The organism is Sphingomonas sp. FW306-05-A (assembly GCF_058782275.1).
The window spans coordinates 1-26,709 of record NZ_JBYSXN010000001.1; the positions used below are offsets into that span (position 1 = coordinate 1).

Sequence of the window (26,709 nt, forward strand, 5' to 3'; positions counted from 1 at the left end):
TCCTGGGAAAACCAGATGTCGCTGACTGGCGGATGATCAAATGCAACGCCTGATTAACAACTACCATCTTCAGACAACCGTAAAGCGTGCACCGATTTTAAGATACGAACCTAATTCGCTGTTCACCGGCTCCATTGCTTGGTGGCTATAGCGTCAGTGCCCCACCCGATCCCATCCCGAACTCGGCCGTGAAACCTGACTGCGCCCATGGTACTATCACTTAAGTGATGGAAGAGTAGGTCGTCGCCAGGCATTGAAGCCGGTGAGCAGCGTGTACACCTCGTATCTCTAAGAACCCATTTACATGTCATCTACCCTCGTTCCCTCACAGGAACCGTCGCGGGGTGGAGCAGCCCGGTAGCTCGTCAGGCTCATAACCTGAAGGTCACAGGTTCAAATCCTGTCCCCGCAACCAAACGCTAAACGACAATGCCGCCCTCACGGGCGGCGTTGTCGTTTGTGGCAAACACGATGAGATCAGTAACGTTCGCTGGGATAGGTTCTTCCGCACCACGCTTGTGTCGGTGATAGATCATCACTCTTTCATCGAGCGCGGCACGAACTCCGAAGCCTTGCTGCGCAACTCTTCGGCGTCCGATGCTCCGCGAAAAGCGACCGAGCTTTTCCTCGTGACAGTTGCAACTGCGCCGAGCGCGACAAAGTTTTGCCAATGAGATCACGGCTGGAGGAGGCTTAACTACCCCTCCCGCCGAGCGTGCCCCAGTGCGGCTCTGATCATGGAGGAGTGCGCGTAAGCATGATCCACCGGCATTCATTCACGGTTATTCCGTAAGGGACCATACAATCCACCCTCAGCCGTTATGGCGCTCGCGAGCATGCAATTCTGCCCTAGAGAGAAGAACGTCGAGATCTTCCCGGCTGATATCGAAGCTTTCGTGCATGTCCGCCAGAGCGGCATCGATGTCGCCAGGATGGAAACCGGCAGCCGTCGCCGATGCCGCGATGGCGGTTGGCGTCAAGGCTGGACGGTGCGGGTAAGAACGCCCTGTCGCGCGGTGAAAAAGACAAGTTAGCAGAACCAGGGCAACCGAATTCAGGCCGACCGGCACAAGCGCGAAGCCGTATCCGGCCGCGTGAATGCTGGACCCGCCGATCACTGCCGTGAGCGCAGCGGCCCCGCCGGGCGGGTGGAGGCACCGAAGTAGCGACATGACCAGAATTGCGGCTCCGACTGCGGTGCCTGCTGCGACGACCATGTCCGGGATCAAGCGGAACACTGCTACGCCGACCAGCGCGGAGATCACGTTGCCGCCGACGACCGCCCAGGGTTGGGCTAGCGGGCTAGCCGGGACGGCAAACAGAAGAACCGCCGACGCACCCAGTGGGGCGACGATGGCGGGAATATCCGATGCGGGAAAAAGGTGCGCGCAAATTGCCATCGTCAGCGCGATGCAAGTGATCGCTCCGATAGAGCCAACGAACCGTTCCCGTAAGCGCTCGCCCGCCAAAAGGGGCGTTAAAATTCGAAGTCGCATCCATTCTGGTCCAAATGCAGTCGTTTGGAGGGTGTCGTACCAGGTCAGCACTCGTCGGACGGTGAAATGAGCACCAATATGTTCCGGCGCACGATGCTCGACTGCGAGGCGTTCATTGCCGTCGGCTACCGCGCGAGCGTATCTTTCAGACCTGTTGCGAGATCGACACCTTACTGTGTCGTTGCTCCCGCGGCAGCCACCTCTGCCATCCGGGCATGGCGTCTCTCGGTCTTTTGGTGATCCGACACCGGTGCCCCTGCAACGGCTTTGGAGGCCACGTGCGACGGGGCGCGGTTCTCCCAGTAGCCGGCGGCGACCGCAAAGCAGAGTGTCACGACGCCCAACGCGCCAGCGACCAGATATCCAACACGGTTTTGCATTCGGTCTGTCCACTGCCCGACGCTGCTTCCAAGCAGCACTATCCAAGCGTGAACGGGTGAGTTCAAAAGAATGTCCATCTATATAGCCGCCGCGGTATCGCGCCGCGCGATCTGGCGGGCAACGACCGGTCCGGGGACAAGCCGTACCCATACCCTTGGCGGGCCTCGAACGGGTGGCAAGCGACGGTGGGCATGCTAGGTCGCCATCATGTCCAATATCAAAAGCAACAGCGGAACGATCGAGGTCGACGGCACCGTATATGACTGGCAACTCGAACGAGAGCCGCAATGGTCGGACGCGGAGGGTTGGAAAGGAATGACGGTTTCGCTCGTCGAGCGCGATTGCCAACGTGCGGCATTGCTCGAGTTTCCTGCGCCCAAACGGCTTCTCAAGGGGCTCCAGCGGGGGCGGCTCCAGATCGATGACCCTACCGTTACGCGTGGTGTACGAGCGGCTTTACAGGCCGGGTGGGAACCCGTGTCCCGGGGCAAGCCGATGGTTTTCACGGTAGATGCTGAGGGCAACTGAAACGCTGATCGGTCCAAGCGTCAGCCACGTCGCCGGGTTCGCGCTACGAGAACCCGGGGACGGGGCCAACTAAGGGCTATTGGTAGCCACCTTCCTTACGCTCTTCCGCGGCTTCCTCCTGCACGTGTTCCATCTCGGTAGCCTGGCTCTCGTCCTTGTTCGGTGCAGGACTGTCCTCGAGGGTATCTTCACGTCCTTTTTCCGGACCGGCGGGCAGTTCGTCGACATCGGTCTCGAAGCCTGGTTCTTCGTCTTCTGGTGTGGTCGCCATGATCATACTCTCCTTACCGGATACGAACGAACATCGACGTGCAAGGATGCCGGTAGATACGACTAGCCGGCAAACGTCTGCTCGGGCTCACGCATAGGTGAATGCCCGGCGTCATCCGGCGAACCGCGTGAGGCGCGCATCGGTCAGGTCCAGTTCCCTGCCAAGTTGCTCGGCGAGGGTCATGCCGATTTCGCGGCGTTCGGCCAGACGGAACAGCGATTGCCGCTCCGCGCGGATCGCGGCCAGTCGAAGTTCGCGCTCGATTTGCTGGTCCCGATCCGCTTCGACCCGGCTTTCGTGATCCATGTCGATGCTGTCGATCCGTTCGCGATATTGCGTCATCAGGCGGGCAGCGACTTCTGTATATCGATCCGCTTCGTCGCTGTTGACGGCGAGGTCGTGCTGGACCCGTTCGATCTCGGCAATCGCCGCCTTGGCCGTGACGATCCGCGCGCGATCGCGTTCGCTCGCCAGGCCCTCGTCCGCCGGGAGTTGAAGCCCGCGCAGCAACAGCGGCAAGCCGATCGCCGCGATCAGGAGTGACGTCAGGATCACGCCCGACGCCAGCAGGATGACCAGGTCGCGCGCCGGGAAGGGTGCGCCGCTTGCCATCGTCAGCGGCAGTGTAAGCGCGGCCGCCAGGGTAATCGCGCCACGGGCACCGGCAACCGACATCGCCGCGATGATGCGCCGCGGAGGGCTGCCCGTCATGGTTGCGCCGCGCTTGCGGGCGCGGAACAGTGTGAACCGGAGCGAGATCCATACCCAGCTGAACCGTAATGCGGCCAGGACGGCGACGATGCCGATGACATAGAACACCAACCACCAGAGGCTGTCATGCCCCGTCGCGGCGATCGCGCCGTGCGCGCCGGTCAGGAGCATCGGCAATTGCTCACCGAGCAGCACGAAGATGACCCCGTTCAACGTAAACTGCAGCATGTCCCAGACCGCGCGCTGGCGGATGCGGGTCGAGGCACCCACTGCGGCACCGCTGCCTGCAAAGGTCATGGTGATCCCGGCGGCGGCGGCGGCAAGGACACCGGACGCATGGAAATGCTCCGCGGCGAGGTACGCCCCGAACGGCAGCAGAAGGCTGACGAGGATGCTCGATCCCTGGTCGTCGCCGAAGCGTCGGGCGAACAGCGCCTTGCCCGTAACCGCAAGCCACGTCACCGCGGCCCCGATGCCGACCCCTGCCAGCGCCATCCAGGCGAAGGTGGCGGCAGCTGTCGTGATCGAAAACGTGCCGCTCAGCGCAGCCGCGATCGCAAAACGGAGGCAAACAAGGCCGGATGCGTCATTGAGAAGCGATTCGCCTTCCAGAATGTGCATCATGCGTTTCGGCACCGACACCTTCTGCGCCACTGCGGCGACCGCAATCGGATCGGTGGGGGAGACGACCGCGGCCAGCGCGAACGACACCGCCAGGGGAATTGCCGGAATCAACCAGTTGATGAAGAGGCCGAGGCCGAGGACCGTCAGGAAGACAAGACCCAGCGCAAGGCCGAGAACCGCGCGTCCATCGCGGAACAACTCGTCCTTGGGGATCCGCCAGCCATCCAGAAATAGCAGCGGCGGCACGAGCAGCAGGAAAAACAATTCAGGATCGAGTTCAACCGACGGCGTGGCGGCGGCACCGATCACCGCACCGAGCGCAATCTGCACCAGAGGCCGCGGCAGGGCAGACGGCAACAAGCGCGAAGCAACGCCGCTGACAACGACTGCCAGCAGCAGAAAGAGGCAAAGGGTAACAATTTCCAAAACGTAGCAGCTCCTGATGGTCCCTATGCGTAAGGTTCCGGCGCGCCGACGGTTCCGTTGGAAAGGTAGAACCAACACGCCACGCCGTCGGGGAAGGCAGGAGAGGCGGCTCAATCACGCGGGCGGCACGGATATAGCCATACACTTCGATGCCGTCCGCGCATTAGCATTGTTCGGGGAGCCGTTGAAATCACGAGCGATGATGAGCGTTCGTCGATGAAACGAGCCGAACGTTCCTCTCCCGGAACTGCGCTTCTGCAATATCGACGGAGGTGCCACCTTGCACCGGCATTCCGATCGCTCGCGTATACTCCTTGAGAATACACGCCTCGAAGCCTTCGCGTCGCGCATCGAGGGCAGACCAGGCCACGCAGAAGTCATAGGCTAACCCGACGAACACGCACCGTCGAACCTCCTTGTCCCGCAGGTAACCGGCGAGACCCGTCCTCGTCGTCTGGTCATTCTCGAAAAAGGCGGAGTAGGAGTCCACTTCGGGGTTGTAGCCTTTGCGGATGATGAGGTGGGCGCGTTCGACCGCGCCCAGCACGTCCGGGTGGAATTCTGCACCGGGCGTTCCTTGAATGCAGTGATCCGGCCACAGGACCTGGTCACCATAGGGCATGGCGACCACATCGAACGGCTGTCGGTCGAGATGACTGCTCGCGAAGGACAGATGTCCAGCGGGATGCCAGTCCTGCGTCACGACGATATGCTGGAAACGCGGTGCAAGCGCGGCGATCCCTGCCATGATGGTGTCGCCTTCCGGAACCTGCAGCCTGCCGCCTGGACAAAAGTCGATTTGCGGATCGACAATGATGAGCACGTCGGATCCGGAGAATGGCTCGTCCATGACACGCTGCTCGATATCCATTGCGATGCCCCGCGGAGTTTGTAGCTGGTTTCTGAAGGCAGCCTGTTGCGATACCGCTCTTATCACGGGAATATGGTCGGGCCAGGCCACAAGGGACTCGACGCATTCCCGGACCATATGCGCGGATCGCAGCGGTGGACCCGATCCGTGCAGCCATACGTTCCGTGGGCATGAATTTGCAGACCATTATCCGCGAGATCGCCGACGAGATCGACACCAAGGCTTCCGAAATTGAGGCGTCGGCGGAGGCAAAGGACCCGGACGCGAAGCCCGGTCGCTTCGGCATCGCAATCGCAACCGCCGATACCGTCCTGACGGCGGGCGCGGCCGACGTCGCCTTTCCGATCCAGAGTATCTCCAAGGTGCTCGCCTTCGACCTCGCGCTGCGGCATCTGGGCGACAAGGTGTTCGACCGGGTCGGGCGCGAGCCGTCGGGCGATCCGTTCAATTCGCTGGTCGACCTGGAACGGACCCACGGCATTCCGCGCAACCCGTTCATCAACGCGGGCGCGCTGGTCGTCGTCGACATGGTCGTCGCCGCCGAGCAGCGCGGAGATGCGGTGGTGGAATTCGTTCGCGAGCAAGTCGAAGGCCGGGAGGTCACGCTCGATGAGGAGGTCCTGCGCGAGGGCGGGGATCTCAATCGTGCGATGCTGAGCTTTATGAAGCATCACGAGAATATCGAAGGCAATCTCGACCAGATCATGGATGCCTACGGCAAACAGTGCGCCATCTCGGTCGATTGTTCGGGGCTTGCGCTTGCCGGCCGGTTCTTGACGCATACGCGGCTACAGCCGGACGATGATGCGGAGATGGAACGGGCGCGACGGATGCGAACGGTGCTCGCGCTGATGATGACCTGTGGCCATTATGATGGTTCGGGCGATTTTGCGGTGCGGGTCGGACTGCCGTCCAAGAGCGGTGTCGGCGGCGGCATCCTGGCGATTGCGCCGGAGCGCGCCGCGATCGCGGTATGGTCGCCCAACCTCGACCAGCATGGGAATTCGATTCTCGGCGTGCGCGCGCTGGAAATGCTCGCGGCGCGGACGGGGTCGTCGGTATTCGGGCCAGCGATCGCCTAAGCGAACACCGGCCCGAGATACGCGGGCTTACTTGGCCGTCGTCACGTTGCCCTTGAAGTCGAGCCCGACGTGAACAGTTCGGCCCGCCTTGGTTGCGGTGCCGCGCCAGACGCCGTGCGCGTCCTTCGACAGCGCCGAGACATTGGCGAAACCGGACTTGGCGATGTGCTCGCGCGCCTGGTTCTGCGTGAACGAATTCGCGCCGCGTCGTGCGCCACCGTCATTGACGGTGTGCGTGTCCTTGACGACGTGATTGTCCTTGGCGGGCGCGTTCTGCGCGATCGCCGGGGTTGCCAACAGCGCGACGCCGAGCAGCAATGGGGTCGAGATACGCATATGCGTCATCCTTTCAGTAGAGTGGGAAATCAGATGCGCGTGTAACGGCCGCGCTCGGTCGCCATGTCGGCATCAGAATAGGCCGGGGCGGTGTCGTCGAACGTATTCCACCCCTGCGACCGATAGGCATCGCGACGCTCCGAGACGTCGACCGAAGTGTCGTCGCCGAGGATGTTGCGGGCGGTCTGGACGAGCGGTTCATCGACCTTGGCGGTGACGAGCGTTCCGCCACGACGGACGCCCTCGGCATAGACGTGCGCATCCTGCTCGGGCACGCCCGCATGGGTCAGCGCGCCGACCAGGCCGCCTGCCGCTGCACCGATCGCTGCACCACCTGCGGCACCGACTGCGGTTGCGGCGAGCCAGCCAGCTGCCACGACCGGGCCGATCCCCGGGATTGCCAGCAAACCAATGCCTGCGAGCAAGCCGCCGACGCCACCGACCGTGGCACCAAGGCCCGCACCAATTCCGGCATCTTCCGCCGCTGCTTCGCCGACGTCGTTCGTGTCGCCGGCCGTGCCGCGCTTGTCATGGCCGACGATGCTGACGTCGCGGTGTGCGACTCCGGCTGCTTCGAGATCCTGCACCGCGCGGCGGGCGTCGTCGTAATGGTCGAACAAGCCTGTGATGGTCTGTGTCATGATATGCTCCTGTATCCGGCCGAGCCCCAACCGGTAGGTTTGAAAGCGGTAGGGCGGTTCAGCGAACAGTGGTGCGGACCACCATGTGGTAGAGCACCAGCACGACGATCGCGCCGACGACGGCTACCAGGAGGCTGTAGAGGTTGAGGCCAGTGACGCCTGCTGCACCGAACTGGTTGAATAGAAAGCCGCCGACGACCGCGCCGATGACACCCAGAATGATGTCGAGGATCAGGCCCTCGCCGTTGCGATTGACGATCTTGCTGCCGATGAAACCGGCGACCAAGCCCAGCAGGATCCATGCAAGAATGGACATGTGATGTTCTCCTCTCAAATCGGGCACCTGCCCGGATGATTGGAAAATAGGGTTAAGGATCAATGCACCACAGATGCGCGGGCACCTGTTGCATGGGTGCCCGCGCGCCTCCTGATGCAGAAAGTTTCACCTAGGTGTTTTGCTTGCGGGCGATCAATCGACGGGTTCGAAGCTCAGCTGATGGCCGCGGTCGCGCGCCCAGATGATCGCCTCCGCACGACTGTGCGCGCCGATCTTGGCGTAGAGCCGTGCGACGTGGTTGCGTACGGTGTTGCGCTTGAGGGAGAGGGCGTCGGCGATTGCGTCGTCGCTTTTGCCGCGGGTGATGAGGGCTAGCACTTCGCGTTCGCGTGACGTCAGTTCGACCGAGCGGATTGTCGTGCCGGGCCGGGGGGTTGGCCCGCGTAGCGCAGCGAGGCGGTCCATGATTTTCTGGCTGAGCCAGCTCGAATCCTGCATCACCCCCTCGATCGCGCCGATCAGGTCGAGTTCGGTGCGTTTACGGTCACTTATGTCCTGGAATGCCGCGAGAATGCAGTATTGCCCGTTGATCGTGACCGTCTCGGCCGACGCCAGACACGTCACAAGCGAGCCGGTTCGTGTCTTGATCTGCACTTCATAGCCCCGAAAAGACCCGCTTTCGGCCACCTTTTTCTCGATTTCGCGCCGGGTTGCAGACGTTTCGAACAGCTCGATCTCGGCGGGTTTGCGCCCGACGACGCTTTCGAGGCCCCAGTCGGTCAATGCGAGGAAGGCGTGGTTGACGTTGAGGATGCGGTGGCCGTCGAGGCTGGTCAGCAGCATCGGCACCGGCGCGAAGCGGAAGGCGGTGGCGAAGCGCTCCTCGCTCTGGCGCAGCGCGGTCTCGGCGCGGCGGCGGGGCTCGAGATCGGCGAAGGTGAAGATCATGCACGCTTCGTTGTTGGGCATCTCGGCGGGGTGCCCCGCGAGCAGGACGAGCTTGCTGTCGCCGTTGGGAAGCGGGAGTTCGGCCTCCATCTGGGGGACGATCCGGCCCTCGGTCAGCCGGGCCTTGGCGCTGTCGCTATCCGCCGCCTGCGCGAGGATGTCGAGTTCGTACACCGACCGCCCGACGATCGCATCGCGCTCCCATCCCGACAGGTCGAGAAAACCTTCGTTGACCCGAACGTAGCGCAGGTCGGCGAGGCGCACGATCAACGCCGGGGCAGGGTTGGCGTTGAACATGCTCTCGAAGCGTTCGCCCGCCTCATAGGCTTCGGTCGCATCGCCGATGATGAGCACGAGGCAGTCGGGCTTGCCGTCGCGGTCCAGCACGAAGCCGCGCGCGCGGTGGACCCAGTCGGGTTCCTCCTGTCCGGCCTTGCGCACGTCGACGACGACGTCCTCGAACGATTCACCACGGCACAGCCGCGCCATCGGATAGGCCGCCTTGGGCATCGGCTGGCCGTCGCGCAGCCGCAGATCGAACGCCTGCTGATAGCCCTTCACCGTCCCGCCCCAGTCGGACAGCGCGGTGCAGCCGTGCATCACGAGCGCGGCTTCGTTCGCCCAGACGATCTCCCCGTCGGGCTCGATCAGCACGACGCCGTCGCTCAGCCCTTCGACGATGCGGTGGAGTTGCGCGCGGTCGGGGCGCGTGTCGGGATGCGGCGGGTCGATCTTGACGGTCATCGGCGGACAACGCCGTACGTCGCGAGAAGAGCCGTCGCGCGATCATCGCGTGTTTTGGTGGAACTTGCAGTGGTGATCCAGCGCTTAACGGTCTTCATTCGGGAGAAACATCGTGGCTGTATTCAACAAGGACATCATCAAGCTGGTCGAGGCGAACACCTACTTCCAGAAAGAAGTGTATATCGACGACAATTGTCAGGTCGTGATGATGCACATCGAACCCGGCGATGACATCGGCGAGGAAACGCATGACGCCGACCAGACGACCTTCTTCGTCTCGGGCGAAGGGCAGACGGTGGTCGACGGCAGCCGACAGAAGGTCAGCGACAATCATCTGATCGTCATCCCCAAGGGCGCGCTGCACAACATCATCAACAAGGGCGACGCGCCGCTCAAGCTGTTCACCGTCTATTCGCCGCCCGCCGAGGAGCCCGGCGTCGCGCACAAGACCAAGGCCGATGCCGAAGCTGCCGAGGATTGATCCAACCTGCCCGGACGCGGTGCGTCCGGGCACTTACAAAAGACGATCGCCGCCATGACCGCACGCGACGCCACACTGGCGCTTCTGGCCAAGCGCGCTCCGGGGGCGACGGTTTGCCCGAGCGAGGTGGCCCGCGCGGTGGCAACGGACGGCGACTGGCGAAGCGAAATGCCGACGGTGCACGACGCGGTCGATCAATTGGTGGACGAAGGCGTCATCCGGCTAAGCTGGAAGGGGCAGGCGCTGCCCACACGGGCCGGGCCATATCGGATCGGTCGACCGGACTGAGCCCGGAAAGACCTTCCGCCCATCGGCAAGCGTGCCTAAAAGACCGCCATGTCCAGTCGTACGACCCTGCGGAGCGGCGCAATCGCCGCCACGCTGCTCGCGCTGTCCGCCTGCGCGGGCGGAAATTACCGACCGCCGAGCGACGCGCTGGTCAAGATCGGCAGACCTTATGTCGTGCGCGGCGTGACGCTGGTTCCGGCGGCGGACCCGACCTACGACATGCTAGGCTACGCAAGCTGGTACGGGAGCGAGTCCGGGAACCGCACCGCCAATGGCGAGCGGTTCCGGCCGAAATGGATCACCGCCGCACACAAGACGTTGCCGTTGCCGACCTATGTCGAAGTAACAGCGCTCGCGACCGGGCGCAGGATCGTCGTCCGGATCAACGATCGCGGGCCGTTCGTGCCGGGGGCGCGGATCATCGACTTGTCCCAGGGCGCCGCGGAGGCACTCGGCATCCGGCAGGGCGGGCACGCCGCGGTGCGCGTACGGCGGATCGAGCCGAGCGAGGCCGACCGCCGCCGGTTGCTCAAGGGGAAGCCTGCACGCGACTTGCCGCCCGAATCGGATCAGGCCGTCGGAAGGCTGCAAAGCCAATTGTCCGCGGCGGGGATGTCGCTGACCGGACGATCCGCGCGGCGGTTCTGAACCGCGCGGATCGGGAGGGCGTTGCGTCCTAGCCCCGGGCCTTGGCCTCGGCGCGGAATTGGTGGAGCAGCTGTTCGGTATAGCCGTTGGGCTGGGTCAGCCCCTCGAACACCAGCGCCCGCGCCGCCCGGAAGGCGAGGTTGGTGTCGGGGTCCGCGGCCATCGGGCGATACAGCGGATCACCCGCATTCTGCGCATCCACCTTCGCCGCCATCCGCCGCAGCGCGGCGTCCGCATCCTCCGGCGTGGCGACGCCGTGGAGCAGCCAGTTCGCCATATGCTGCGACGAGATCCGCAGCGTCGCGCGGTCTTCCATCAGGCCGACGTCGTGGATGTCGGGCACCTTGGAACAACCGATCCCCTGGTCGATCCAGCGCACGACATAGCCGAGAATCCCCTGCGCATTGTTCTCCAGTTCCTCGCGCACCTCGTCGGGATGCCAGTTGTGCCCGGTCGCGAGCGGCAGCGAGAGCAGCGTTTCGAGCGGCGCGATGCCTTCGTCGCGCCGCGCCGACTGGCGCGCCGCAACGTCGACGTCGTGATAATGCGTCGCGTGGAGCGTCGCCGCGGTCGGGCTCGGGACCCAGGCGGTGGTCGCGCCGCTTTGGGGGTGCGCGATCTTGTCGCGCAGCATGTCGTGCATCCGGTCGGGCGCGGCCCACATCCCCTTGCCGATCTGCGCGCGACCCGCAAAACCGCTCGCCAGACCGATCTGGACGTTGCGATCCTCATACGCCTGGATCCACGCGGCGCGCTTCATCTCGCCTTTGCGCACCATCGGACCCGCCCGCATCGCGCTGTGCATTTCGTCCCCGGTCCGGTCGAGGAAGCCCGTATTGATGAACACGATGCGGTCCTTCACCGCCGCGATGCACGCCGCGAGATTGGCGCTGGTCCGGCGTTCCTCGTCCATCACGCCGACCTTGACCGTGTGGCGCGGCAGACCGAGCAGATCCTCGACCGCGTCGAACAACCGGTTGGTGAACGCCGCTTCTTCGGGGCCGTGCATCTTGGGCTTCACGATATAGATCGATCCCGCGCGGCTGTTGGTCCGCGCGCCGTTGACGTCGTGCGCTCCGATCAGCGACGTCACGATCGCATCGAGGATGCCTTCGGGGGCTTGCGTGCCGTTCGACAGCAGGACCGCTGGGGTCGTCATGAGGTGCCCGACGTTGCGGACGAACATCAGGCTGCGCCCCGGCAGGACGAGCGGCGTCCCGTCGGTCCGCACATACTCCCGGTCGGGCGCGAGCGTCCGGGTCATCGTCCGCCCGTTCTTGTGGAAGCGCGCCTCCAGCGTGCCCTGCATCAGGTCGAGCCAGTTGGCGTAGGCCGCGACCTTGTCCTCGGCGTCGACCGCGGCGATCGAATCCTCAAGGTCCGCGATCGTGGTGAGGGCGGATTCCAGCACCACGTCGGCGAGCCCGGCGGGGTCGTCGCGACCGATCGGATGCGTGCGGTCGATCACCAGTTCGATGTGCAGCCCGTTATGGCGCAGCAGGATCGTGTCGCCCGCCTGTCCGACGCGTTGGTCGGGATCGGCGAGCACCGGCGTGTCGCCGGTCCACGTGCTCCACGACCCGTCGGCGAGCGGCACCGCGCGGTCGAGGAAGGCCTTCGCCCATTCGATCACCGCCGCGCCGCGGACGGGATCGTAACCGCTCCCGGTGGCGCTGCCCGGCAGGGCGTCGGTGCCATAGAGCGCGTCGTACAGGCTGCCCCAGCGCGCATTGGCCGCGTTGAGCAGGAAACGCGCGTTGAGGATCGGGACGACGAGCTGCGGGCCGGCAAGCTGCGCGACCTCGGGGTCGACATTCTCGGGCGCGATCGTGAACGGCTCCGGCGTGTCGACGAGATAGCCGATGTCTTGGAGGAAGGTGCGATACGTGGCAGCGTCGAACGCCGCGCCCTGATGCTCGGTGTGCCATGCGTCGAGTTTTGCCTGCAACGCATCACGTACCGAGAGCAGGCGCGCATTCTCGGGGGCGAAGCGTGCGAAGATGTCGGCGACCCCCTGCCAGAAAGCATCGGGCGTTAGGCCGCTGCCGGGGAGGGCGCGGGTTTCGAGGAATGCGGCGAGGGGGGCTGCGACCTGGAGGCCGGCGCGGTGCTGATAGTCGACGCCGTGCGGGCTGGTCGCAGGCGACGGATCTGCTGGCTGTGTCATTGGGACGATCCTCGGGACATGATCGGGACTGTGTGGGCAGGAATAGGCGCTTGCCAATTTCGACGCCAGCCGATCAAACGTCGAAACACTTGTTCATGAGAAGAACGAATGGATCCGGATTACGACGTCTTCGATGCGATCGTGGCGGGCGGCAGTCTGTCCGCCGCGGCGCGCGCGATGCATCTTTCGCCTGCGATGGTCTCGAAGCGACTGGCACGGCTCGAGGAGCGGCTGGGCGTGCGGTTGTTTCATCGCACGACCCGCAAGCTGGCGCTGAGCGACGCAGGAGAGCGTTTCCACCACGACGTCGCCGCGATCCTGCAGGCCGTCCGCGATGCGGAGAGCCGCCTGATCGGGGCTCGGTCCGAACCCGCTGGGACCGTGCGGATGTCTGCGCCCACGTCGTTCGGGCGGTTGCACGTGGCGCCCAAGCTGCACGCCTTTCTGGCGCACTATCCGCGGGTCCGGCTCGAGCTCGACCTTTCGGACGACACGGTCGACCTGTACGGGGGGCGCTACGATCTCGCGATCCGGATCGCGACGACGATCCCGCCCAATCTGGTCGGGCATCGGCTCGGTGGCAGTCGTCGGCTGTTGTGCGCCAGCCCGCGCTACCTCGAACGGCACGGCCCGCCCGCGACGATCGAGGCGCTCCCGCAGCATCATCTGCTCGCCGCCGCCGGGCAAATGCCGTGGCGGCTCGTCAAGGGAAGGCGGCGCTTCACCGTCGAGGGCGAGAGCCATGTGCGGACCAATTCGAGCGAGGTGATCCGCGAGCTGGCGATCACCGGGGTAGGAATCGCGCTGCGCTCGCTGTGGGATGTCGAGCAGGCGCTTGCCAGCGGCGCGCTGGTGCCCGTGCTGCCAGGGTGGGAGGGACCGGACGATCTCGCGGTCCATGCGGTGTATCCGCGTGGACCGTCGACTCCGCCCGCGATCACCGCGCTGGTGGCGTTCCTTCAGGAGACGCTGGCGGATGCTTCGTGGGATGCGGTGCGGCCCCGCCCGTAAACCGGACGGGGGCCGGTCAGTCCGCCGCCACGACGATGTCGCTCGGGGCCGGACGTCGCGTCAGCCAGATCACCCCGACCATCACCACCGCCATCCATCCGCAGATCCAGAACAGCTCGACCGACGCCAGCAGATACGACTGGTTGACGATCTGTCGCATGATCGACCCCGCCGCCTGTGTCGGCGACATGCCCGCCGCCTGGAGTTGCTCGACTGCCTGGCGGTAGATTGGCGAATAGGGCGTGCTGACTTCGGTCAGCCGGGTCTGGTGGAGCGCCTCGCGGCGATCCCATGAGGTCGTGATGATCGACGCCGCGAAGCTGCCCGCGGTGATCCGCGCGAAGTTCGAGATACCGCTCGCCGATGGCACGCGCTCGCCCGGGATGCCGTCGAACGAGATGGTGACGAGCGGCACGAAGAACATGCTCATCGCCAGCCCCTGCAACAGCAGCGGGAACATCAGCGTCCAGAAGCTCGCATCGGGCGTGTATTGCGATCGCAGGAAATAGGACCCGGCGAAGGCGAGGAACGCCATCGTCGTCAGCCAGCGTGGATCGATCTTGAGCCGCCCGATGAACGGCGTCGCGATCACCGCGACGATCCCGCTTGGTGCCGCGACGAACCCGGCCCAGGTCGCGGTATAGCCCATCTGCGCCTGCAGCCACAACGGCAGCAGCAGGTTGTTGGCGAAGAACAGCGCATAGCCGAGGCACAGCGCCAGCGTTCCGAACGCGAAGTTGCGGCTGCGGAACAGGCTCAGGTCGACCGCGGGATTGCCGTCGGTGAGTTCCCAGATCAGCCATGCGACGAACCCGACGATCGCGCAGACTAAAAGGATCACGATCAGCGGGTTGTTGAACCAGTCGCGATCCTTGCCGAGATCGAGCATCGTCTGCAGGCTGAACACCCAGAAGGCGAGCAGGATCAGCCCGACCGTATCGATTGGTAGTTTGCGGGTCGGGGTCTCGCGGCTCGCGAGCGAACGCCATGACACGAACGCGCAGGCGATCCCGACGGGGACGTTGATCAGGAAGATCCAGCCCCAGTGGTAATTGTCCGAGATGTATCCGCCGAGCACCGGCCCCAGCACCGGTGCGGTGAGGGTGGTCATCGACCAAATGCTGAGCGCAGTGCCGCGTTTGTGGGCGGGGAAGATCGAGATGAGCAGCGCCTGGCTGCCCGGGATCATCGGCCCGGATACCGCGCCTTGCAAGATGCGGAAGCCGATCAGCGACGACAGGTCCCAGGCGAGGCCGCAAAGCAACGACGCGATCGTGAACAGGATGACCGACACGGTAAACGTTCGCACCACGCCGAAGCGCTGCATCAGCCAGCCGGTCAGCGGGACGGTCACGCCATTGGCGACCGCGAAGGAGGTGATCACCCACGTGCCATTGTCGGTCGAGACGCCGAGGTTGCCCGCGATCGTCGGGAGCGAGACGTTGGCGATCGTCCCGTCGAGCACCTGCATGAAGGTCCCCAGCGCGAGCGCGAGCGAGGTGATCGCCAGCGTCGCGCCGCGCAGCGGGGCCGCCCCCGCACCGGCGGGGGCGCTCACCGATCGCGCCCGAGGTTCTGGGCAATGATGCGGCGGACCATCGCGTCGACTTCGGGGCCGCCGTCGAGGCTTTGCTGCGTGCCGCCCGCGGGGGCGGTGCTGCCCGCGACCATCGGGCCGGACAGGTTGGAGGTAGAGACGATCGCGTTGACCGACAGCCCGATCCGCAAGGGGTGCGCGCGCAGTTCGGCGGGATCGAGCGCGATCCGCACGGGGACGCGCTGGACGATCTTGATCCAGTTGCCCGAGGCGTTCTGCGGCGGAAGCAGCGAGAAGGCGTTGCCGCTGCCCGCGCCGAGCCCGAGCACCTTGCCGTGGAAGGTGACGGCCTTGCCGTAGACGTCGGCGGTGATCGTTACCGGTTGCCCGACGCGGAGATGCTGGAGTTGCGTTTCACGGAAATTGGCGTCGATCCACAGGCTGTCGAGCGGGACGACCGCCATCAAAGGCGTGCCCGCCGCGACGCGCTGCCCGAGCTGGACGGTGCGCTGCGCGACGATGCCGGCGACCGGCGCGACGATCTTCATGTGGCTGCTGTCGATCGCGGCGCGGCGCACGTCGGCGATCGCGGCGAGGACCTGCGGGTTGTTGGCGATGTCGGTGCCCGCGACGGTGCTCGCCGCCTGCGCCTGCTTGGCGCGCGCGAGCGCGAGCGCGGCGCGGGCGGACGTGACCGCGTCGGCGGCGTGCGACAGCTCCTCGCCCGAGATCGCGCCATCGCGCGCGGCGCCCTGACGGCGGCCGTAATCGTTCTGCGTGCGCGACAGCTCGGCCTGTGCCTGGGCGATCTCCGCGCCGGCTTCGTCGACCTGTGCATGGGTCGAGCGCACCGCGCGGACCGCGCGACCGAGCGCGGCTTGCGCCGCATCCATCTGGACGCCGACCGATGCCGGATCGAGGTCGATCAGCGGCTGGCCGCGCTTGACCGACTGGGTGTTGTCGGCGTGGAGCGCGAGGACGGTCCCGCCGTCGCGCGCAGTGACCGAGACGACGTTGCCCGCGACATAGGCGTCGTCGGTTTCCTCAGTCGGCGGCGCGGTGAAGACGCTGATGCCGTAGAGGATCAGCCCGATCAGCACGACCAGACCCATCAGCCCGAAGGCGATCCGCCGGGTCCGCGTACGGCGGCGGCCAGCGTGATCGATCGGAGTCGCTTCGGGCGGCGACGGTTCGGCGGCGACGGGCTCGGGGCCGACGACCGGATCGATCCGCTCGGCGCTTTCCGCTTTGCGCTTCCAGTCGGTGGGGGTCTGGTCGTTCATGAAGCCTTGTCCGCAAGAGCCGCCGCGCGGGGCGGCGAAGATGGATCGAAACCGCCGCCGAGCGCGGCAATGAGCTGGATACGGCGCGTCAGCGCATCGGTCTGGAGCCCGACGAGCGCCTGTTCGGCCTCGAGCAGACGGAAGCCCGCGTCGATGCTGTCGAGCTGCGATCCGAGGCCGGTCGAGACGCGCACCTGATCGAGCCGCACCGTCTCGCGCAGGCCCGCGACGACGCGGCGTTGCGCGGCGGCGTCCTGATCGGACGCGCGGACTTGCGTCAGTGCGTCGGCCGAATCGCGCACCGCGCCGAGCACCGCATCGTCATAAGCGGCGACCGCCTCGTCGAGCGCGGCGGTCGCACCCTGATATTGTGCCTTCAATTTGCCGCCCTCAAAGATCGGCACGTGGATCGCCGGTCCCGCGCCATAGGTCCGCGCGCCGAGATCGAAGAAGCTGCCGAGACCGAGCGCGGCAAACCCTGCGAGCGCCTGGATATTGACGTTGGGCAGGAAGTCCGCGCGCGCCACGCGGCGTCCCGCTGCCGCCGAATCGATCCGCGCCTGGCCTGCGAGCAGATCGGGACGACGCCCGAGCAAATCGGCGGGCAGCATGTCGGGCACGACCGGCGGCGCATCGAAGGCGAGCCTGGGGTTGGTGATCTGCGGGTAGAAATCCGCACTGCGCCCGACCAGCGCGGCAAGCGCGTGGACGAGCAGCTCGCGCTGCGCCAGTGCGCGGGTCTTTGCCTGCTCTGCTTCCGCAAGCAGGGTTTCGCCCTGGCGTAGTTCGAACTGGCTGGCGAGCTTGTTGCGGATCCGCGAATTGATGAAGCCCAGCGCCTGTCGCCGGGTCGCGACAAAGCTGTCGGCGACGCGGATCAACTGGTCTGCGCGCGCCAAGCCGACATAGGCCTGTGCGATCGAGGTCGACACCGTCAGCCGTGCCGCCGCCGCATCCAGTGCCGCCGCAGCGACGTCGGCCCGCGCGCCCGCGACCAAGGCACGCTGGCGACCGAACAGATCGAGGTTCCAGCTGAGGTTCGCCTGTACGGTCGAGACCGGATAGGCGTTGCCCGCATAGGGCGGCGGGTAGAGCGAGCGGTCGGGAAAGCGCTGGTAGATCGACTGGCCGTCGAGCGTCACTTGCGGCAACTGGTCGCCGCGCCGGATGCCGAGCGTCGCCTGCGCCATCCGCACCCGCGCCAGCGCGCGATCGAGCGACGGATTGTCGGCCAGGCCCATCGCCACCAGCCGATCGAGCTGTGGATCGTTGAACGTGGTCCACCAATCCTGCGCGATCGGTGCGGACACGGGTGACAGCCCGAGCGTGGCGGGCTGGACCTGTGCGACTTGCGGGGCATCGTGCGGCACGGCGGCGCAGGATGACAGCAGCACCGCGGCGAGCGCGGCCAGTCCGATCGAACGGGTCACTGGTCGTTCTCCACGATCGGCAGAATTCCCGCGACGCGCTCGGCCTCGGCGAGGATCCGCGCGAGCATTTCGACGAACGCGTTGGCCTCGGTTTGCGAAAAGGGTGCCATCACTTCGTTCCATGCGCTGACGACGTCGCCCTTGAGTTTCTCGACGGTTGCGCTGCCGAGGTCGGTCGTGCGCAGCCCAACCACCCGGCGATCCTCACCGCTGCGATCGCGCGCGAGCAACTTGCGGGTTTCGAGCACGTCGATCAGCCGCGTCGTCGCACCCGTGGTAATCCCCAGCTCACGCGCTAGGTCGCCCGCAGTGGCGACCAGCCCGTCGCGCACGACCTTGAGCGCGACCCATTGCTGGTAGGACAGCTCGCCGCCGTTGATCCGGGACTCCACATAGGCCGACATCGTCTTGTCGAGCCGCCGCAACATCCGTCCGGGTGCGCGGCTGGCGGCGCAATCCTCGACGTTGAACACCGCCATTATCTTCTACCTCATTAGCTGCAGAGGCAGATACATTGCAGCAACATTTGTGCAAGTGCGCGCCGTGCAATCGTACGTTCCCCTGGCGCAGACCATGGTGCCCACGCGCGCGCGGGGATCGGTCACGGGATCGACGCGTTGAGGAGGTTCACGGTTCGCTTGGCGGGCGGCAGCAAGGGTATCTGATGGCAGTAAAAGCGGTATTATTCGACATCGACGGGACTCTTGTCGACAGCAACGACCTGCATGTGGCGGCATGGCAGGACGTGTTTCGCGACATCGGTGCCGCGTTCGACGACCAGACCGTTCACGATCAGATCGGGAAGGGGACGGACATGCTGATCCCCACCTTGCTTCCGGACAAGAACGAAGCCGAGCAAGAAGCGCTCGGGAAGGCGCACGGGGCCGCGTTCAAGGATCGCTACATCGTTCAGGTGAAGTCCTTCGCCGGCGCGCGCGATTTGCTGGCCCGGGTCCACGGCGCGGGGATCAAGGTCGTGCTCGCGTCGTCCGCATCGGGCGAAGACCTCGAACACTATCTCGATCTGCTCGATGTGCGCGATATGGTTGCGACGTCGACCACATCGGACGATGTCGAGAATAGCAAGCCTGCCCCCGACATCTTCGCGGTCGCGCTCGAGAAATTGGGCAAGACGCTGGGTGAGAAGGGGGAAACGGTTACGGCGAGCGAGGTCATCGTGGTGGGCGATACGCCGTACGACGTCGAAGCCGCCCGCAAGAACGGGATTGCGACGATCGCGGTGCGGTCGGGCAAGTTCCCGGACGATGTGCTGCGCGCGGCGGGGGCGGTGGCCTTTTACGACGACGTTGCCGCATTGCTTGCCGACTTCGATGCGTCGCCGATCATTGCAACGGTCGAGACCGATGCCGAGCCCGCACCCCTTAGAGAAGACGTTCCAGGAGATCGATATGACTGACACAGTGCCAACCCCCGTCAGCGGGAACGAGCAGGACAAGGGCAAACCCGATGGCGTGAACGCACCGGGCCGGGGCGAGGGTGGCGACAGCGGCGGCGGCAGCTATCAGAACCCCCACACCGGCAAGGACGGCGACAGCAGCGTCGGCGGGTTCTTCGGGCACGGCGGCCAGACCGACATCGGCTATCACGGCGGTGGGCAAGCGGGGACCGAGGGATCGGAAACCGACAATGCGACCACGCGGGGCGACCGCGACGATACGACGGGCGACACCGATGCAAAGTCGGGGCCGACCGGGCCCGATCAGCAGGACGTCTCCGAATATCCCCGTTCCGCCGTTGCCGCAGGGCGACCGATCGAAGTGATCGACACTTCGGGGGTGGCGGCGGCTGAAGCATCCGGGACGACGGGCAAGGACGGTGCAGACGCGGCGGAATCGGAACACCCCGGCTCGGGTTGATGGATCGAAAAACGATCGTGCCTTCCGGGCTGTTCTACGAAATGTCGCAGTAGAACAGTCCGTGAAGACATCCGCCGAAGCGCGAGTAGCCGTGCGCGGTTGGCATTCGGATTGGAGCCACGATCTTCGGACGTTCAACTTTTTGGGCATCGTTGATCTTTTTGCGACGTCGCGGCGTTTGAATTGCGAAAGCGAGATCATACGCACGATGTCACCCTTGGAACTCCGTACCCATTCCGATCGCGGTGCGGCATGGCGTGGTCCGGTCGAAGCGCAAGTCTCCCAGGCACCCGCAAGAATTGCGATCTGTGTGCCCGCGCGTAACGAGGCGGCCTTGTTGCCGCGCTTGTTGACGGGTTTGGCGGCGCAGGAGCGCAGTGAAGCCTTCGTGCTGTGCCTTTTGCTCGATGGCTGCACCGACGAAAGCGAACGGGTCGTGACGGCGCATCGTGCGATCGTTCCCTACGACATCGTCACCCGTCATATCGCGGCGGACGCGACGCCCAACGCGGGGCGTGCGCGAGCGGCGGCGATGGCTTTGGGGTTGGAGACGGTCGGCGCGGGCGGGATATTGCTGTCGACCGATGCGGACTCTGTGCCTGCGCCCGATTGGGTGGCGACCAATCTCGCTGCGCTCGACATTGCCGATGTTGCCGTCGGCCTGATCGTCCGGAGCGGGGGCATGCCGAGCCCGGTCCAGGATCGCATCGAAGCCTATTACGATGGACTGGCGCGGTTGCGGCGACTGCTCGACCCGATTCCGTGGGAGAGCGCACGCCCGCATCACTATACCAGCGCGGCGAGCCTTGCCTGTTCGGCGCAGACCTATGACGCGCTCGGCGGGTTCGAGCCGGTATCCGCGGGCGAGGACGGACGGTTGGTCGACACCGCACACCGCCTCGGCTTGCGGGTCCGCCGCGACGGCACGATCCGGGTGGAAACGTCGACCCGGCGCGAAGGTCGTGCGCTCGGCGGGCTCGCGGGGCATCTGCGTGACATGGATCGCACGGCGGGTGCGTCCGCGCGGATGGCGCATCCCGACGATGTCGCGTGGCGTTATGCGCGTCATGCGATGGCTCGGGCCGGCTGCCCGATGCTGGATACGACCGCCGAGTCCCTCGCGGCGGCGCTGCACCGTCCGGTCGCGGAAATCCTCGCGGTGGCGTCCGCCGCACCCAATGCCGAAAGTTTTGCGATGCAGGTGGTCCCCGACATTCCCGGCGGCGAACGGCTGGTCGATCTCGACACGGCGGAGGCGGCGTTGTCCGCGCTTTTGCTGCGCCATGCGGGTGCGGACGCATGACCATATTGTCCGATCTGCTCGATCCATTGCTGTCGCGCACGCGGGCCGACGATCGACCGATGGCCGAGACGCTCCGCGCGCTCCACGCGCTGCTGCCAGTGGCGGGCGATCCGCGCGATCCGGCGGAGATGCTAGCATTGCTGCGCTTCCTCTACCGCATCGGACGCCGTGACCTGCCGCTTGCGCGCGTGTTCGAGGGGCATGTCGATGCGATGCAGATCATTGGGCGGTATGACGATCCCGCCGCGGTCGCCGCGATGGCGGGGCAGGGCAGCCTGTTCGGCGTATGGAACGCGGCACTGGTCGACGAACCGCTGCGCGTGGTCGACGGGCGATTGCACGGCGGGAAGAGCTTCGCCTCGGGATGCGGCCTCCTCACGCACGCGCTGGCGGGGGCCGATACGCCGGAGGGACACCGGTTGCTGTTGATCGATTTGGCGGCATCCACGCCCGAGGTCGACCGCACGTGGTGGGACGTCGTCGGCATGGAACGCTCGCAGACGCATGTCGTGCGGTGGAACGGTGCGGACCCCGCCACCTTCCGCACGATCGGTGAACCCGGCGACTATGCGCGCGAACCCTATTTCAGCGGGGGCGCGCTACGGTTCGTCGCCTGCCATGCGGGTGGCGTTGCGGGGGTGTTCGACCATGTCCGCGATCATCTGGTCGCGACCGGGCGGGGCGAGGATCCGCACCAGCTCGGGCGGCTTGCGGAGCTGTATGGTGCGGCGGAAGCCGCGGCGGATGCCGTGCGGGCGGTCGCGGCGACTTGGTCAGAACCCGGCTTTATCGAACGTGTCGCGGCGGCGCGGCTGGCGGTGGCGTCGGCTGCCGAACGGGCGATCACGCTGGCGCAACAGGCGGTCGGCGTGTCGGGGATGTTCGTCGCGCATCCATTGTCGGCGGCGATGACCGATCTGATGGTCTATCTCCGCCAACCCGCGCCCGACGTGCAGCGGATGCGCGTGGGCAAGGCCGTGGTGGATGCCGTGCTGGTGCCTGGATTGTGAAGACGCTTCGGCTCCATGGGGTGCGGAGCGTGCTGGTCGTTGCGCCGCATCCCGACGACGAGGTGATCGGGGCGTTCGGCCTGATGCGGCTGTTGCGACGCCGTGGTGCGCGGGTGCGCGTGATCATCGTCACTGACGGGGCGGGGTCGCACCCCAACAGTCGCACATGGCCGCGCGCGCGACTGGTCGCGATGCGCGCGCGCGAGACGCGGGGCGCGTTGCGGGGGATCGGCATCGGTGCGGGGGACGTCCGCTTTCTGGCTTTGCCCGATGGCGAGCTTGGCGCGGGCGGCGGTGCGGTTCGGCGGGTGCTTGCGCGGACCTTGGCGCAGGCGCGCGGGCATGACCTGCTGGTGATGCCTGCGCGCGACGACGATCATCCCGATCACCGCGTCGTATCGAGCGTCGCCGCCGACTGCCCGGCGATCCGGCGGCTTGAGTATCTGGTGTGGCCCAACCGCCAGGTGCGGGCGCGCCCCGCGACGCACGGCTTCGTGCTCGGGACGGACGGTGCGGCGGCGAAGCGGGGTGTGATCCTGCGCTATCGCAGCCAGTTCGGGATGATCGACGACGATCCGGGCGGGTTCACCATCTCGCGCCGCGAACTCGCCGCCTTTGCCCATCCCGTTGAACGGTATCGCGAGACTGCCCGATGAAGCCGATCGACCTAGCCGGGTTCGAGCAGAAATTTGCCGGAAATGCCGACCCGTGGAGCACCTTCACCAACCGCGATGAGGCGCATAAGCGGAGCGCAATCCTCCACGGCCTGGGGAGTGGGCCGGTCGGTCGCGTGCTCGAGATCGCTGCGGGGAACGGATCGAACAGTGTGGCGCTGGCGCGGCGGGCCTTGCGGCTCGATGCGACCGAGGGGGCAGAGAGCGGGGTCGATCTGGTGCGCCGTGCGGTTGGCGATGCGCGCGGGGTGCGGGTGCGGCGGCTGGTGCTGCCCGGGCGGTTCCCGGGCCAAGTCTATGATGCCGCGGTCGTGGCGGAAGTGCTTTACTACTTGTCGCCGCGCGACATGCGGCAGGTCGCGCGCGACCTCGCCGCTGCCGTGCGCCGGGGCGGGCGGCTGATCCTGGCGCATCACCGCGTCGATTATCCCGACTTCGTGCAGCATGCCGCGCACCTCCACGCGCGGTTCCTGGCGGCGAGCGGGGTCGCGTGGCGCAGTGCCGGCGACGAACGCACCGGGCGGTGGCGGGTGCAATCCTATGTCCGGGGCTGATCCTATGACGACTTCCGCCCCGATCCGTGTCGCGATGCTCGCGCCGATCGCCTGGCGCACGCCGCCGAACCATTACGGCCCGTGGGAACTCGCGACGAGCCTGCTGACCGAAGCGCTGGTCGCGCGCGGGGTGGACGTGACGCTGTTCGCGACGCTCGACAGCGCGACGTCGGGGACGCTCGCAGGGGTGGTGCCGCGGCCGTATAATGATGATCCCGCGATCGACGCGAAGGTGTGGGAAATGCGCCACGTCGCGCATGTGATGGAGCGCGCGGACCAGTTCGACATCATCCACAATCAGGCCGATTTCGTGCCGCTCGCGTTCAGCCGGATGATCCGCACGCCGATCATAACCACGGTCCACGGGATGCCGTCCGAGCGGATCCTGCCGATGCTGTCCGAATATCAGCACGACGTCGATTACGTCGCGATCAGCGAGACCGATCGCAGCCCCGAGCTGCGCTATGCCGCGACGATCCCGCACGGGATCGACGTGGGTGCCTTCCCGTTCGGGGCGCAACCGAAACGCGCGCTGCTGTTCTTCGGGCGGATCCATCCGGACAAGGGCACTGCGGTCGCAATCCGGGTGGCGAAGGCGGCGGGAATCCCGTTGCGGATCGCAGGAATCGTCCAGGATCAGCGGTATTTCGAGGAAGAGGTTCGCCCGCATATCGACGGGGTGACGGTGCGCTATGATGGGCCGCTCGGGGGCAAGGATCGGCTGGAGGCGCTCGGGTCGGCGATGGCGTTGCTCCATCTGATCGATTTCGCGGAGCCGTTCGGGCTGTCGGTGGTCGAGGCGCTGGCGTGTGGAACGCCGGTGATTGCGTTCCGGCGCGGGTCGATGGCGGACATCGTCCGCGACGGCGAGACCGGGTTCGTCGTCGATACGCCGGAGCAGGCGGTCGCCGCGATCGGGCGGATCGACCGGATCGATCGTGCCGCCTGCCGCGCGGACGTGACGGTGCGCTTCTCGGCGGACCGGATGGCGGCGGACTATCACCGGCTGTATGTCGATCTGCTGGCGAAAAAGGCGGAACGCGTACGGCAAAGATGATGAAGGTTGCCTAGAACGATCGTCGTATGCTTGCCAGTAAACTGAATTTGCATATGTGAAATACTTCGTTCTGTTGGCCGAAATGACGTAAGGTCGGCACGACACGATCTATCGCGCGCAGAGGATACCGATGACCACACACGCTTTGCGACCTTTGGTCGGTGCCCGTTGCGGTTTGGCGGTCATAGCGGGGGCGCTCGGCATAGTGGCGGCCCCCGTGACCGCACAGACGGCGGGCGGGCCGGGCCAGACGGAGCGCGTGATCGCCGTGGACGTGGCGCGCGCGGGGGCACCGATCGACCGGTCGTTCGACCTTTCGGTCGGCGCGGACTATTCGGGGACGCTGATCCGGCCCGACAGCCTTGCGCAACTCGACGTCGCGGCGCGCGAACTGGGGTTCAGGTACGTGCGCTTCCACGACATTTTCAGCGACGCGCTGGGGACGGTCAAGGTTCGCGACGGCAAGACGACGTACGACTGGACGAAGATGGACCAGCTTTACGACGCGCTGCTCGCGCGCAAGATCCGGCCGTTCGTCGAGTTGAGCTTTACGCCGGGCGCGCTCAAGACGTCGGAACAGACGATCTTCTACTGGAAGGGCAACACGTCGCATCCACGTCCCGACGGCTGGGCGGCGCTGATCGACGCCTATATCCGCCACGTTCGTGCGCGTTATGGCGCAGCCGAAGTGCGGAAATGGTTCTTCGAGGTCTGGAATGAACCCAATTTAGACGGTTTCTGGGAGAAGGCGGACAAGGCCGCGTACCTGCGGCTGTACGAATCGACCGCGCGGACGATCAAGGCGATCGATCCCGCATTGCGCGTCGGCGGCCCCGCGACCGCAGGCGCGGCATGGATCCCCGACCTGCTCGACTATGCCGCAGAGCACCGCGTGCCGATCGATTTCGTGACGACGCACACTTACGGCGTCGACGGCGGTTTCCTCGACGAGCGCGGAGAGGACGACAACAAGCTGTCGCCCAATCCGGATTCGGTCACGGGCGACGTGCGGCGAGTCCGCGCGCAGATCGAGGCGTCCAAATTTCCGGGGCTTCCGCTGTATTTCTCGGAATGGAGCGCAAGCTACAATCCGCGCGATCCGGTGCATGATTCCTACGTCAGCGGTCCGTTCATCCTGACCAAGCTGCGTGCGACGCGCGGGATCGCGCAGGGGATGAGCTACTGGACCTATAGCGACCTGTTCGAGGAAGCGGGGCCGCCGCCGACGCCGTTCCACGGCGGGTTCGGGCTGATGAACCGCGAGGGCATCCGCAAGCCCGCGTGGTTCGCGTACAAATATCTGAATGCGCTGCACGGGCGCGACGTAGCCACTGGCGACGGTCAGGCGCTCGCCGCGACCGAGGGGAAGCGGACGCGCGTCCTGCTGTGGGATTGGACCCAGCCGGTGCAGACCGTGAGCAATCGTCCGTTCTTTACCAAGGTGCAGCCGGCCAGGCCGTCGACTGCGGCTGCGGTACGGCTGACGCATCTTGCGGCGGGATCGTATCGGCTGACCGTGCGGCGTACCGGCTTCCACGCCAATGACGCGCATTCGCGCTATCTAGAAATGGGGTCGCCCAAGGCGCTGTCGCCTGCGCAGCTTGCGGAACTGCAACGCCTGACGGTGGACGCGCCCGAGATCGATCGCACCGTCCGCGTGGCGAAGGACGGGCGGTATGATGTGCGCCTGCCGATGCGGACCAACGACGTGGTGCTGGTGACGGTCGAGCCGGTCGGGGGCTGATCTGCGCTGTTAAGCGGTGCGTAACGCTGTTTCGCCAGAATCCCCTATCCGTTCGCTTCGAGCATAGTCGAGAAGCCGGGCACAGCGCAGGTTTCTCGACTATGCTCGAAACGAACGGGTGGGTTGGTGGCGTCACGAACCATCGTTGTTTTGCGCGACCCGGAGTTCCGGAATTCATATGACCTGCGCAAAACCATAGGTGTTCTCCCGCGAAGGCGGGAGTCCAGGAGTCACGAGAACTGCCGGCGGTTGTTCTGCTTGGTTCTGGATTCCCGCCTTCGTGAGCGTTCTGCAAAACCGGCCGTCATC

At 65.7% G+C, this 26,709-nt stretch carries 27 protein-coding genes, 1 tRNA gene and 1 rRNA gene; 16 read left to right on the top strand and 13 right to left on the bottom strand.

Going from position 1 to position 26,709, the window contains the following annotated elements:
* Positions 1–137 precede the first annotated feature (137 nt).
* Together rrf and AC3WJR_RS00010 are read left to right on the top strand one after the other, a co-directional pair.
* Positions 138–252 (top strand): 5S ribosomal RNA (gene rrf / locus AC3WJR_RS00005).
* An 86-nt stretch (positions 253–338) separates the two neighbouring features.
* Positions 339–415, top strand: a tRNA-Met gene (locus AC3WJR_RS00010).
* A 397-nt stretch (positions 416–812) separates the two neighbouring features.
* Here AC3WJR_RS00010 and AC3WJR_RS00015 read toward each other — a convergent pair.
* On the bottom strand, positions 813–1,547 hold the full coding sequence (locus tag AC3WJR_RS00015; RefSeq protein WP_492721245.1) for an HPP family protein: 735 nt from the start codon (positions 1,545–1,547) through the stop codon (positions 813–815).
* A 537-nt stretch (positions 1,548–2,084) separates the two neighbouring features.
* On the opposite strand from AC3WJR_RS00015, the gene AC3WJR_RS00020 reads away from it, so the two are divergent.
* Entirely contained in the window at positions 2,085–2,405 is a 321-nt protein-coding gene (locus AC3WJR_RS00020; protein WP_492721247.1) for a hypothetical protein, read from the top strand.
* 76 nt (positions 2,406–2,481) lie between these two features.
* On the opposite strand, the gene AC3WJR_RS00025 is transcribed toward AC3WJR_RS00020, so the two are convergent.
* From AC3WJR_RS00025 to AC3WJR_RS00035, 3 genes are all read right to left on the bottom strand, one after another.
* Positions 2,482–2,676 (bottom strand): hypothetical protein, encoded by a 195-nt coding sequence (locus AC3WJR_RS00025; protein WP_492721249.1) that lies wholly within the window; start codon positions 2,674–2,676, stop codon positions 2,482–2,484.
* A 111-nt stretch (positions 2,677–2,787) separates the two neighbouring features.
* On the bottom strand, positions 2,788–4,437 hold the full coding sequence (locus AC3WJR_RS00030) for a Na+/H+ antiporter (RefSeq protein ID WP_354283876.1): 1,650 nt from the start codon (positions 4,435–4,437) through the stop codon (positions 2,788–2,790).
* A 190-nt stretch (positions 4,438–4,627) separates the two neighbouring features.
* Positions 4,628–5,308 (bottom strand): nicotinamidase, encoded by a 681-nt coding sequence (locus tag AC3WJR_RS00035; RefSeq protein WP_492721251.1) that lies wholly within the window; start codon positions 5,306–5,308, stop codon positions 4,628–4,630.
* 170 nt (positions 5,309–5,478) lie between these two features.
* On the opposite strand from AC3WJR_RS00035, the gene glsA reads away from it, so the two are divergent.
* Entirely contained in the window at positions 5,479–6,390 is a 912-nt protein-coding gene (gene glsA / locus AC3WJR_RS00040; protein WP_492721252.1) for a glutaminase A, read from the top strand.
* A gap of 27 nt (positions 6,391–6,417) precedes the next feature.
* On the opposite strand, the gene AC3WJR_RS00045 is transcribed toward glsA, so the two are convergent.
* From AC3WJR_RS00045 to AC3WJR_RS00060, 4 genes are all read right to left on the bottom strand, one after another.
* Positions 6,418–6,726, bottom strand: a complete 309-nt coding sequence (locus AC3WJR_RS00045) for a hypothetical protein (protein WP_492721253.1) — start codon at positions 6,724–6,726, stop codon at positions 6,418–6,420.
* Positions 6,727–6,755: 29 nt separating this feature from the next.
* Positions 6,756–7,367 carry a general stress protein gene (locus tag AC3WJR_RS00050; RefSeq protein WP_492721255.1) on the bottom strand — a complete coding sequence of 204 codons (612 nt, stop codon included), beginning with the start codon at positions 7,365–7,367 and terminating at the stop codon, positions 6,756–6,758.
* Positions 7,368–7,425: 58 nt separating this feature from the next.
* The gene (locus AC3WJR_RS00055; protein WP_354283886.1) at positions 7,426–7,683 is read right to left on the bottom strand and encodes a GlsB/YeaQ/YmgE family stress response membrane protein; all 258 of its coding nucleotides are present in this window, start codon (positions 7,681–7,683) and stop codon (positions 7,426–7,428) included.
* Positions 7,684–7,836: 153 nt separating this feature from the next.
* Positions 7,837–9,336, bottom strand: coding sequence for a PAS domain S-box protein (locus AC3WJR_RS00060; protein WP_492721256.1), 1,500 nt, complete (start codon positions 9,334–9,336; stop codon positions 7,837–7,839).
* A 112-nt stretch (positions 9,337–9,448) separates the two neighbouring features.
* Here AC3WJR_RS00060 and AC3WJR_RS00065 point away from each other — a divergent pair, with 112 nt between their 5' ends.
* Genes AC3WJR_RS00065 through AC3WJR_RS00075 form a run of 3 tightly spaced genes read left to right on the top strand, consistent with a single transcriptional unit; the run spans position 9,449 to position 10,753 of the window.
* Positions 9,449–9,817 (top strand): cupin domain-containing protein, encoded by a 369-nt coding sequence (locus AC3WJR_RS00065; RefSeq protein ID WP_277967895.1) that lies wholly within the window; start codon positions 9,449–9,451, stop codon positions 9,815–9,817.
* Positions 9,818–9,871: 54 nt separating this feature from the next.
* Positions 9,872–10,105: a DUF3253 domain-containing protein gene (locus tag AC3WJR_RS00070; protein ID WP_492721258.1), complete on the top strand. Its 234-nt coding sequence runs from the start codon at positions 9,872–9,874 to the stop codon at positions 10,103–10,105.
* 48 nt (positions 10,106–10,153) lie between these two features.
* Positions 10,154–10,753, top strand: a complete 600-nt coding sequence (locus tag AC3WJR_RS00075; RefSeq protein ID WP_492721259.1) for a septal ring lytic transglycosylase RlpA family protein — start codon at positions 10,154–10,156, stop codon at positions 10,751–10,753.
* 28 nt (positions 10,754–10,781) lie between these two features.
* Here the strand turns inward: AC3WJR_RS00075 and AC3WJR_RS00080 are convergent, their stop codons facing one another.
* A complete protein-coding gene (locus AC3WJR_RS00080; RefSeq protein ID WP_492721261.1) occupies positions 10,782–12,920 on the bottom strand; it encodes a malate synthase G in 2,139 nt (712 codons plus the stop codon).
* A gap of 108 nt (positions 12,921–13,028) precedes the next feature.
* Between AC3WJR_RS00080 and AC3WJR_RS00085 the strand changes: the two genes are divergently transcribed.
* Positions 13,029–13,931: a LysR family transcriptional regulator gene (locus tag AC3WJR_RS00085; RefSeq protein ID WP_492721262.1), complete on the top strand. Its 903-nt coding sequence runs from the start codon at positions 13,029–13,031 to the stop codon at positions 13,929–13,931.
* A gap of 16 nt (positions 13,932–13,947) precedes the next feature.
* On the opposite strand, the gene AC3WJR_RS00090 is transcribed toward AC3WJR_RS00085, so the two are convergent.
* From AC3WJR_RS00090 to AC3WJR_RS00105, 4 genes are read right to left on the bottom strand one after another with little or no spacing between them, the layout of a single operon-like run.
* On the bottom strand, positions 13,948–15,489 hold the full coding sequence (locus tag AC3WJR_RS00090; RefSeq protein ID WP_492721264.1) for a DHA2 family efflux MFS transporter permease subunit: 1,542 nt from the start codon (positions 15,487–15,489) through the stop codon (positions 13,948–13,950).
* Positions 15,486–16,751: an HlyD family secretion protein gene (locus tag AC3WJR_RS00095; RefSeq protein ID WP_492721266.1), complete on the bottom strand. Its 1,266-nt coding sequence runs from the start codon at positions 16,749–16,751 to the stop codon at positions 15,486–15,488. Before AC3WJR_RS00095 ends, AC3WJR_RS00090 begins: the two co-directional genes overlap by 4 nt.
* On the bottom strand, positions 16,748–18,181 hold the full coding sequence (locus AC3WJR_RS00100) for an efflux transporter outer membrane subunit (RefSeq protein WP_492721268.1): 1,434 nt from the start codon (positions 18,179–18,181) through the stop codon (positions 16,748–16,750). Before AC3WJR_RS00100 ends, AC3WJR_RS00095 begins: the two co-directional genes overlap by 4 nt.
* Entirely contained in the window at positions 18,178–18,660 is a 483-nt protein-coding gene (locus tag AC3WJR_RS00105) for a MarR family winged helix-turn-helix transcriptional regulator (protein WP_492721270.1), read from the bottom strand. Before AC3WJR_RS00105 ends, AC3WJR_RS00100 begins: the two co-directional genes overlap by 4 nt.
* 185 nt (positions 18,661–18,845) lie before the next feature.
* Between AC3WJR_RS00105 and AC3WJR_RS00110 the strand changes: the two genes are divergently transcribed.
* The 8 genes from AC3WJR_RS00110 to AC3WJR_RS00145 all read left to right on the top strand — a co-directional run bounded on the left by AC3WJR_RS00110 (position 18,846) and on the right by AC3WJR_RS00145 (position 26,400).
* Positions 18,846–19,598, top strand: a complete 753-nt coding sequence (locus AC3WJR_RS00110; protein WP_492721272.1) for an HAD family hydrolase — start codon at positions 18,846–18,848, stop codon at positions 19,596–19,598.
* On the top strand, positions 19,591–20,058 hold the full coding sequence (locus tag AC3WJR_RS00115; RefSeq protein WP_492721274.1) for a hypothetical protein: 468 nt from the start codon (positions 19,591–19,593) through the stop codon (positions 20,056–20,058). Before AC3WJR_RS00110 ends, AC3WJR_RS00115 begins: the two co-directional genes overlap by 8 nt.
* A gap of 208 nt (positions 20,059–20,266) precedes the next feature.
* Entirely contained in the window at positions 20,267–21,361 is a 1,095-nt protein-coding gene (locus AC3WJR_RS00120) for a glycosyltransferase family 2 protein (protein WP_492721276.1), read from the top strand.
* Positions 21,358–22,371: an acyl-CoA dehydrogenase gene (locus tag AC3WJR_RS00125; RefSeq protein ID WP_492721278.1), complete on the top strand. Its 1,014-nt coding sequence runs from the start codon at positions 21,358–21,360 to the stop codon at positions 22,369–22,371. The genes AC3WJR_RS00120 and AC3WJR_RS00125 overlap by 4 nt, the downstream gene beginning before the upstream one ends.
* Positions 22,368–23,027, top strand: a complete 660-nt coding sequence (locus AC3WJR_RS00130; RefSeq protein ID WP_492721280.1) for a PIG-L deacetylase family protein — start codon at positions 22,368–22,370, stop codon at positions 23,025–23,027. The genes AC3WJR_RS00125 and AC3WJR_RS00130 overlap by 4 nt, the downstream gene beginning before the upstream one ends.
* The gene (locus AC3WJR_RS00135) at positions 23,024–23,599 is read left to right on the top strand and encodes a class I SAM-dependent methyltransferase (protein ID WP_492721281.1); all 576 of its coding nucleotides are present in this window, start codon (positions 23,024–23,026) and stop codon (positions 23,597–23,599) included. Before AC3WJR_RS00130 ends, AC3WJR_RS00135 begins: the two co-directional genes overlap by 4 nt.
* Before the next feature lie 4 nt (positions 23,600–23,603).
* The gene (locus AC3WJR_RS00140; protein ID WP_492721283.1) at positions 23,604–24,656 is read left to right on the top strand and encodes a glycosyltransferase family 4 protein; all 1,053 of its coding nucleotides are present in this window, start codon (positions 23,604–23,606) and stop codon (positions 24,654–24,656) included.
* A 217-nt stretch (positions 24,657–24,873) separates the two neighbouring features.
* A complete protein-coding gene (locus AC3WJR_RS00145) occupies positions 24,874–26,400 on the top strand; it encodes a GH39 family glycosyl hydrolase (RefSeq protein WP_492721286.1) in 1,527 nt (508 codons plus the stop codon).
* The last annotated feature ends 309 nt before the right edge of the window (positions 26,401–26,709 follow it).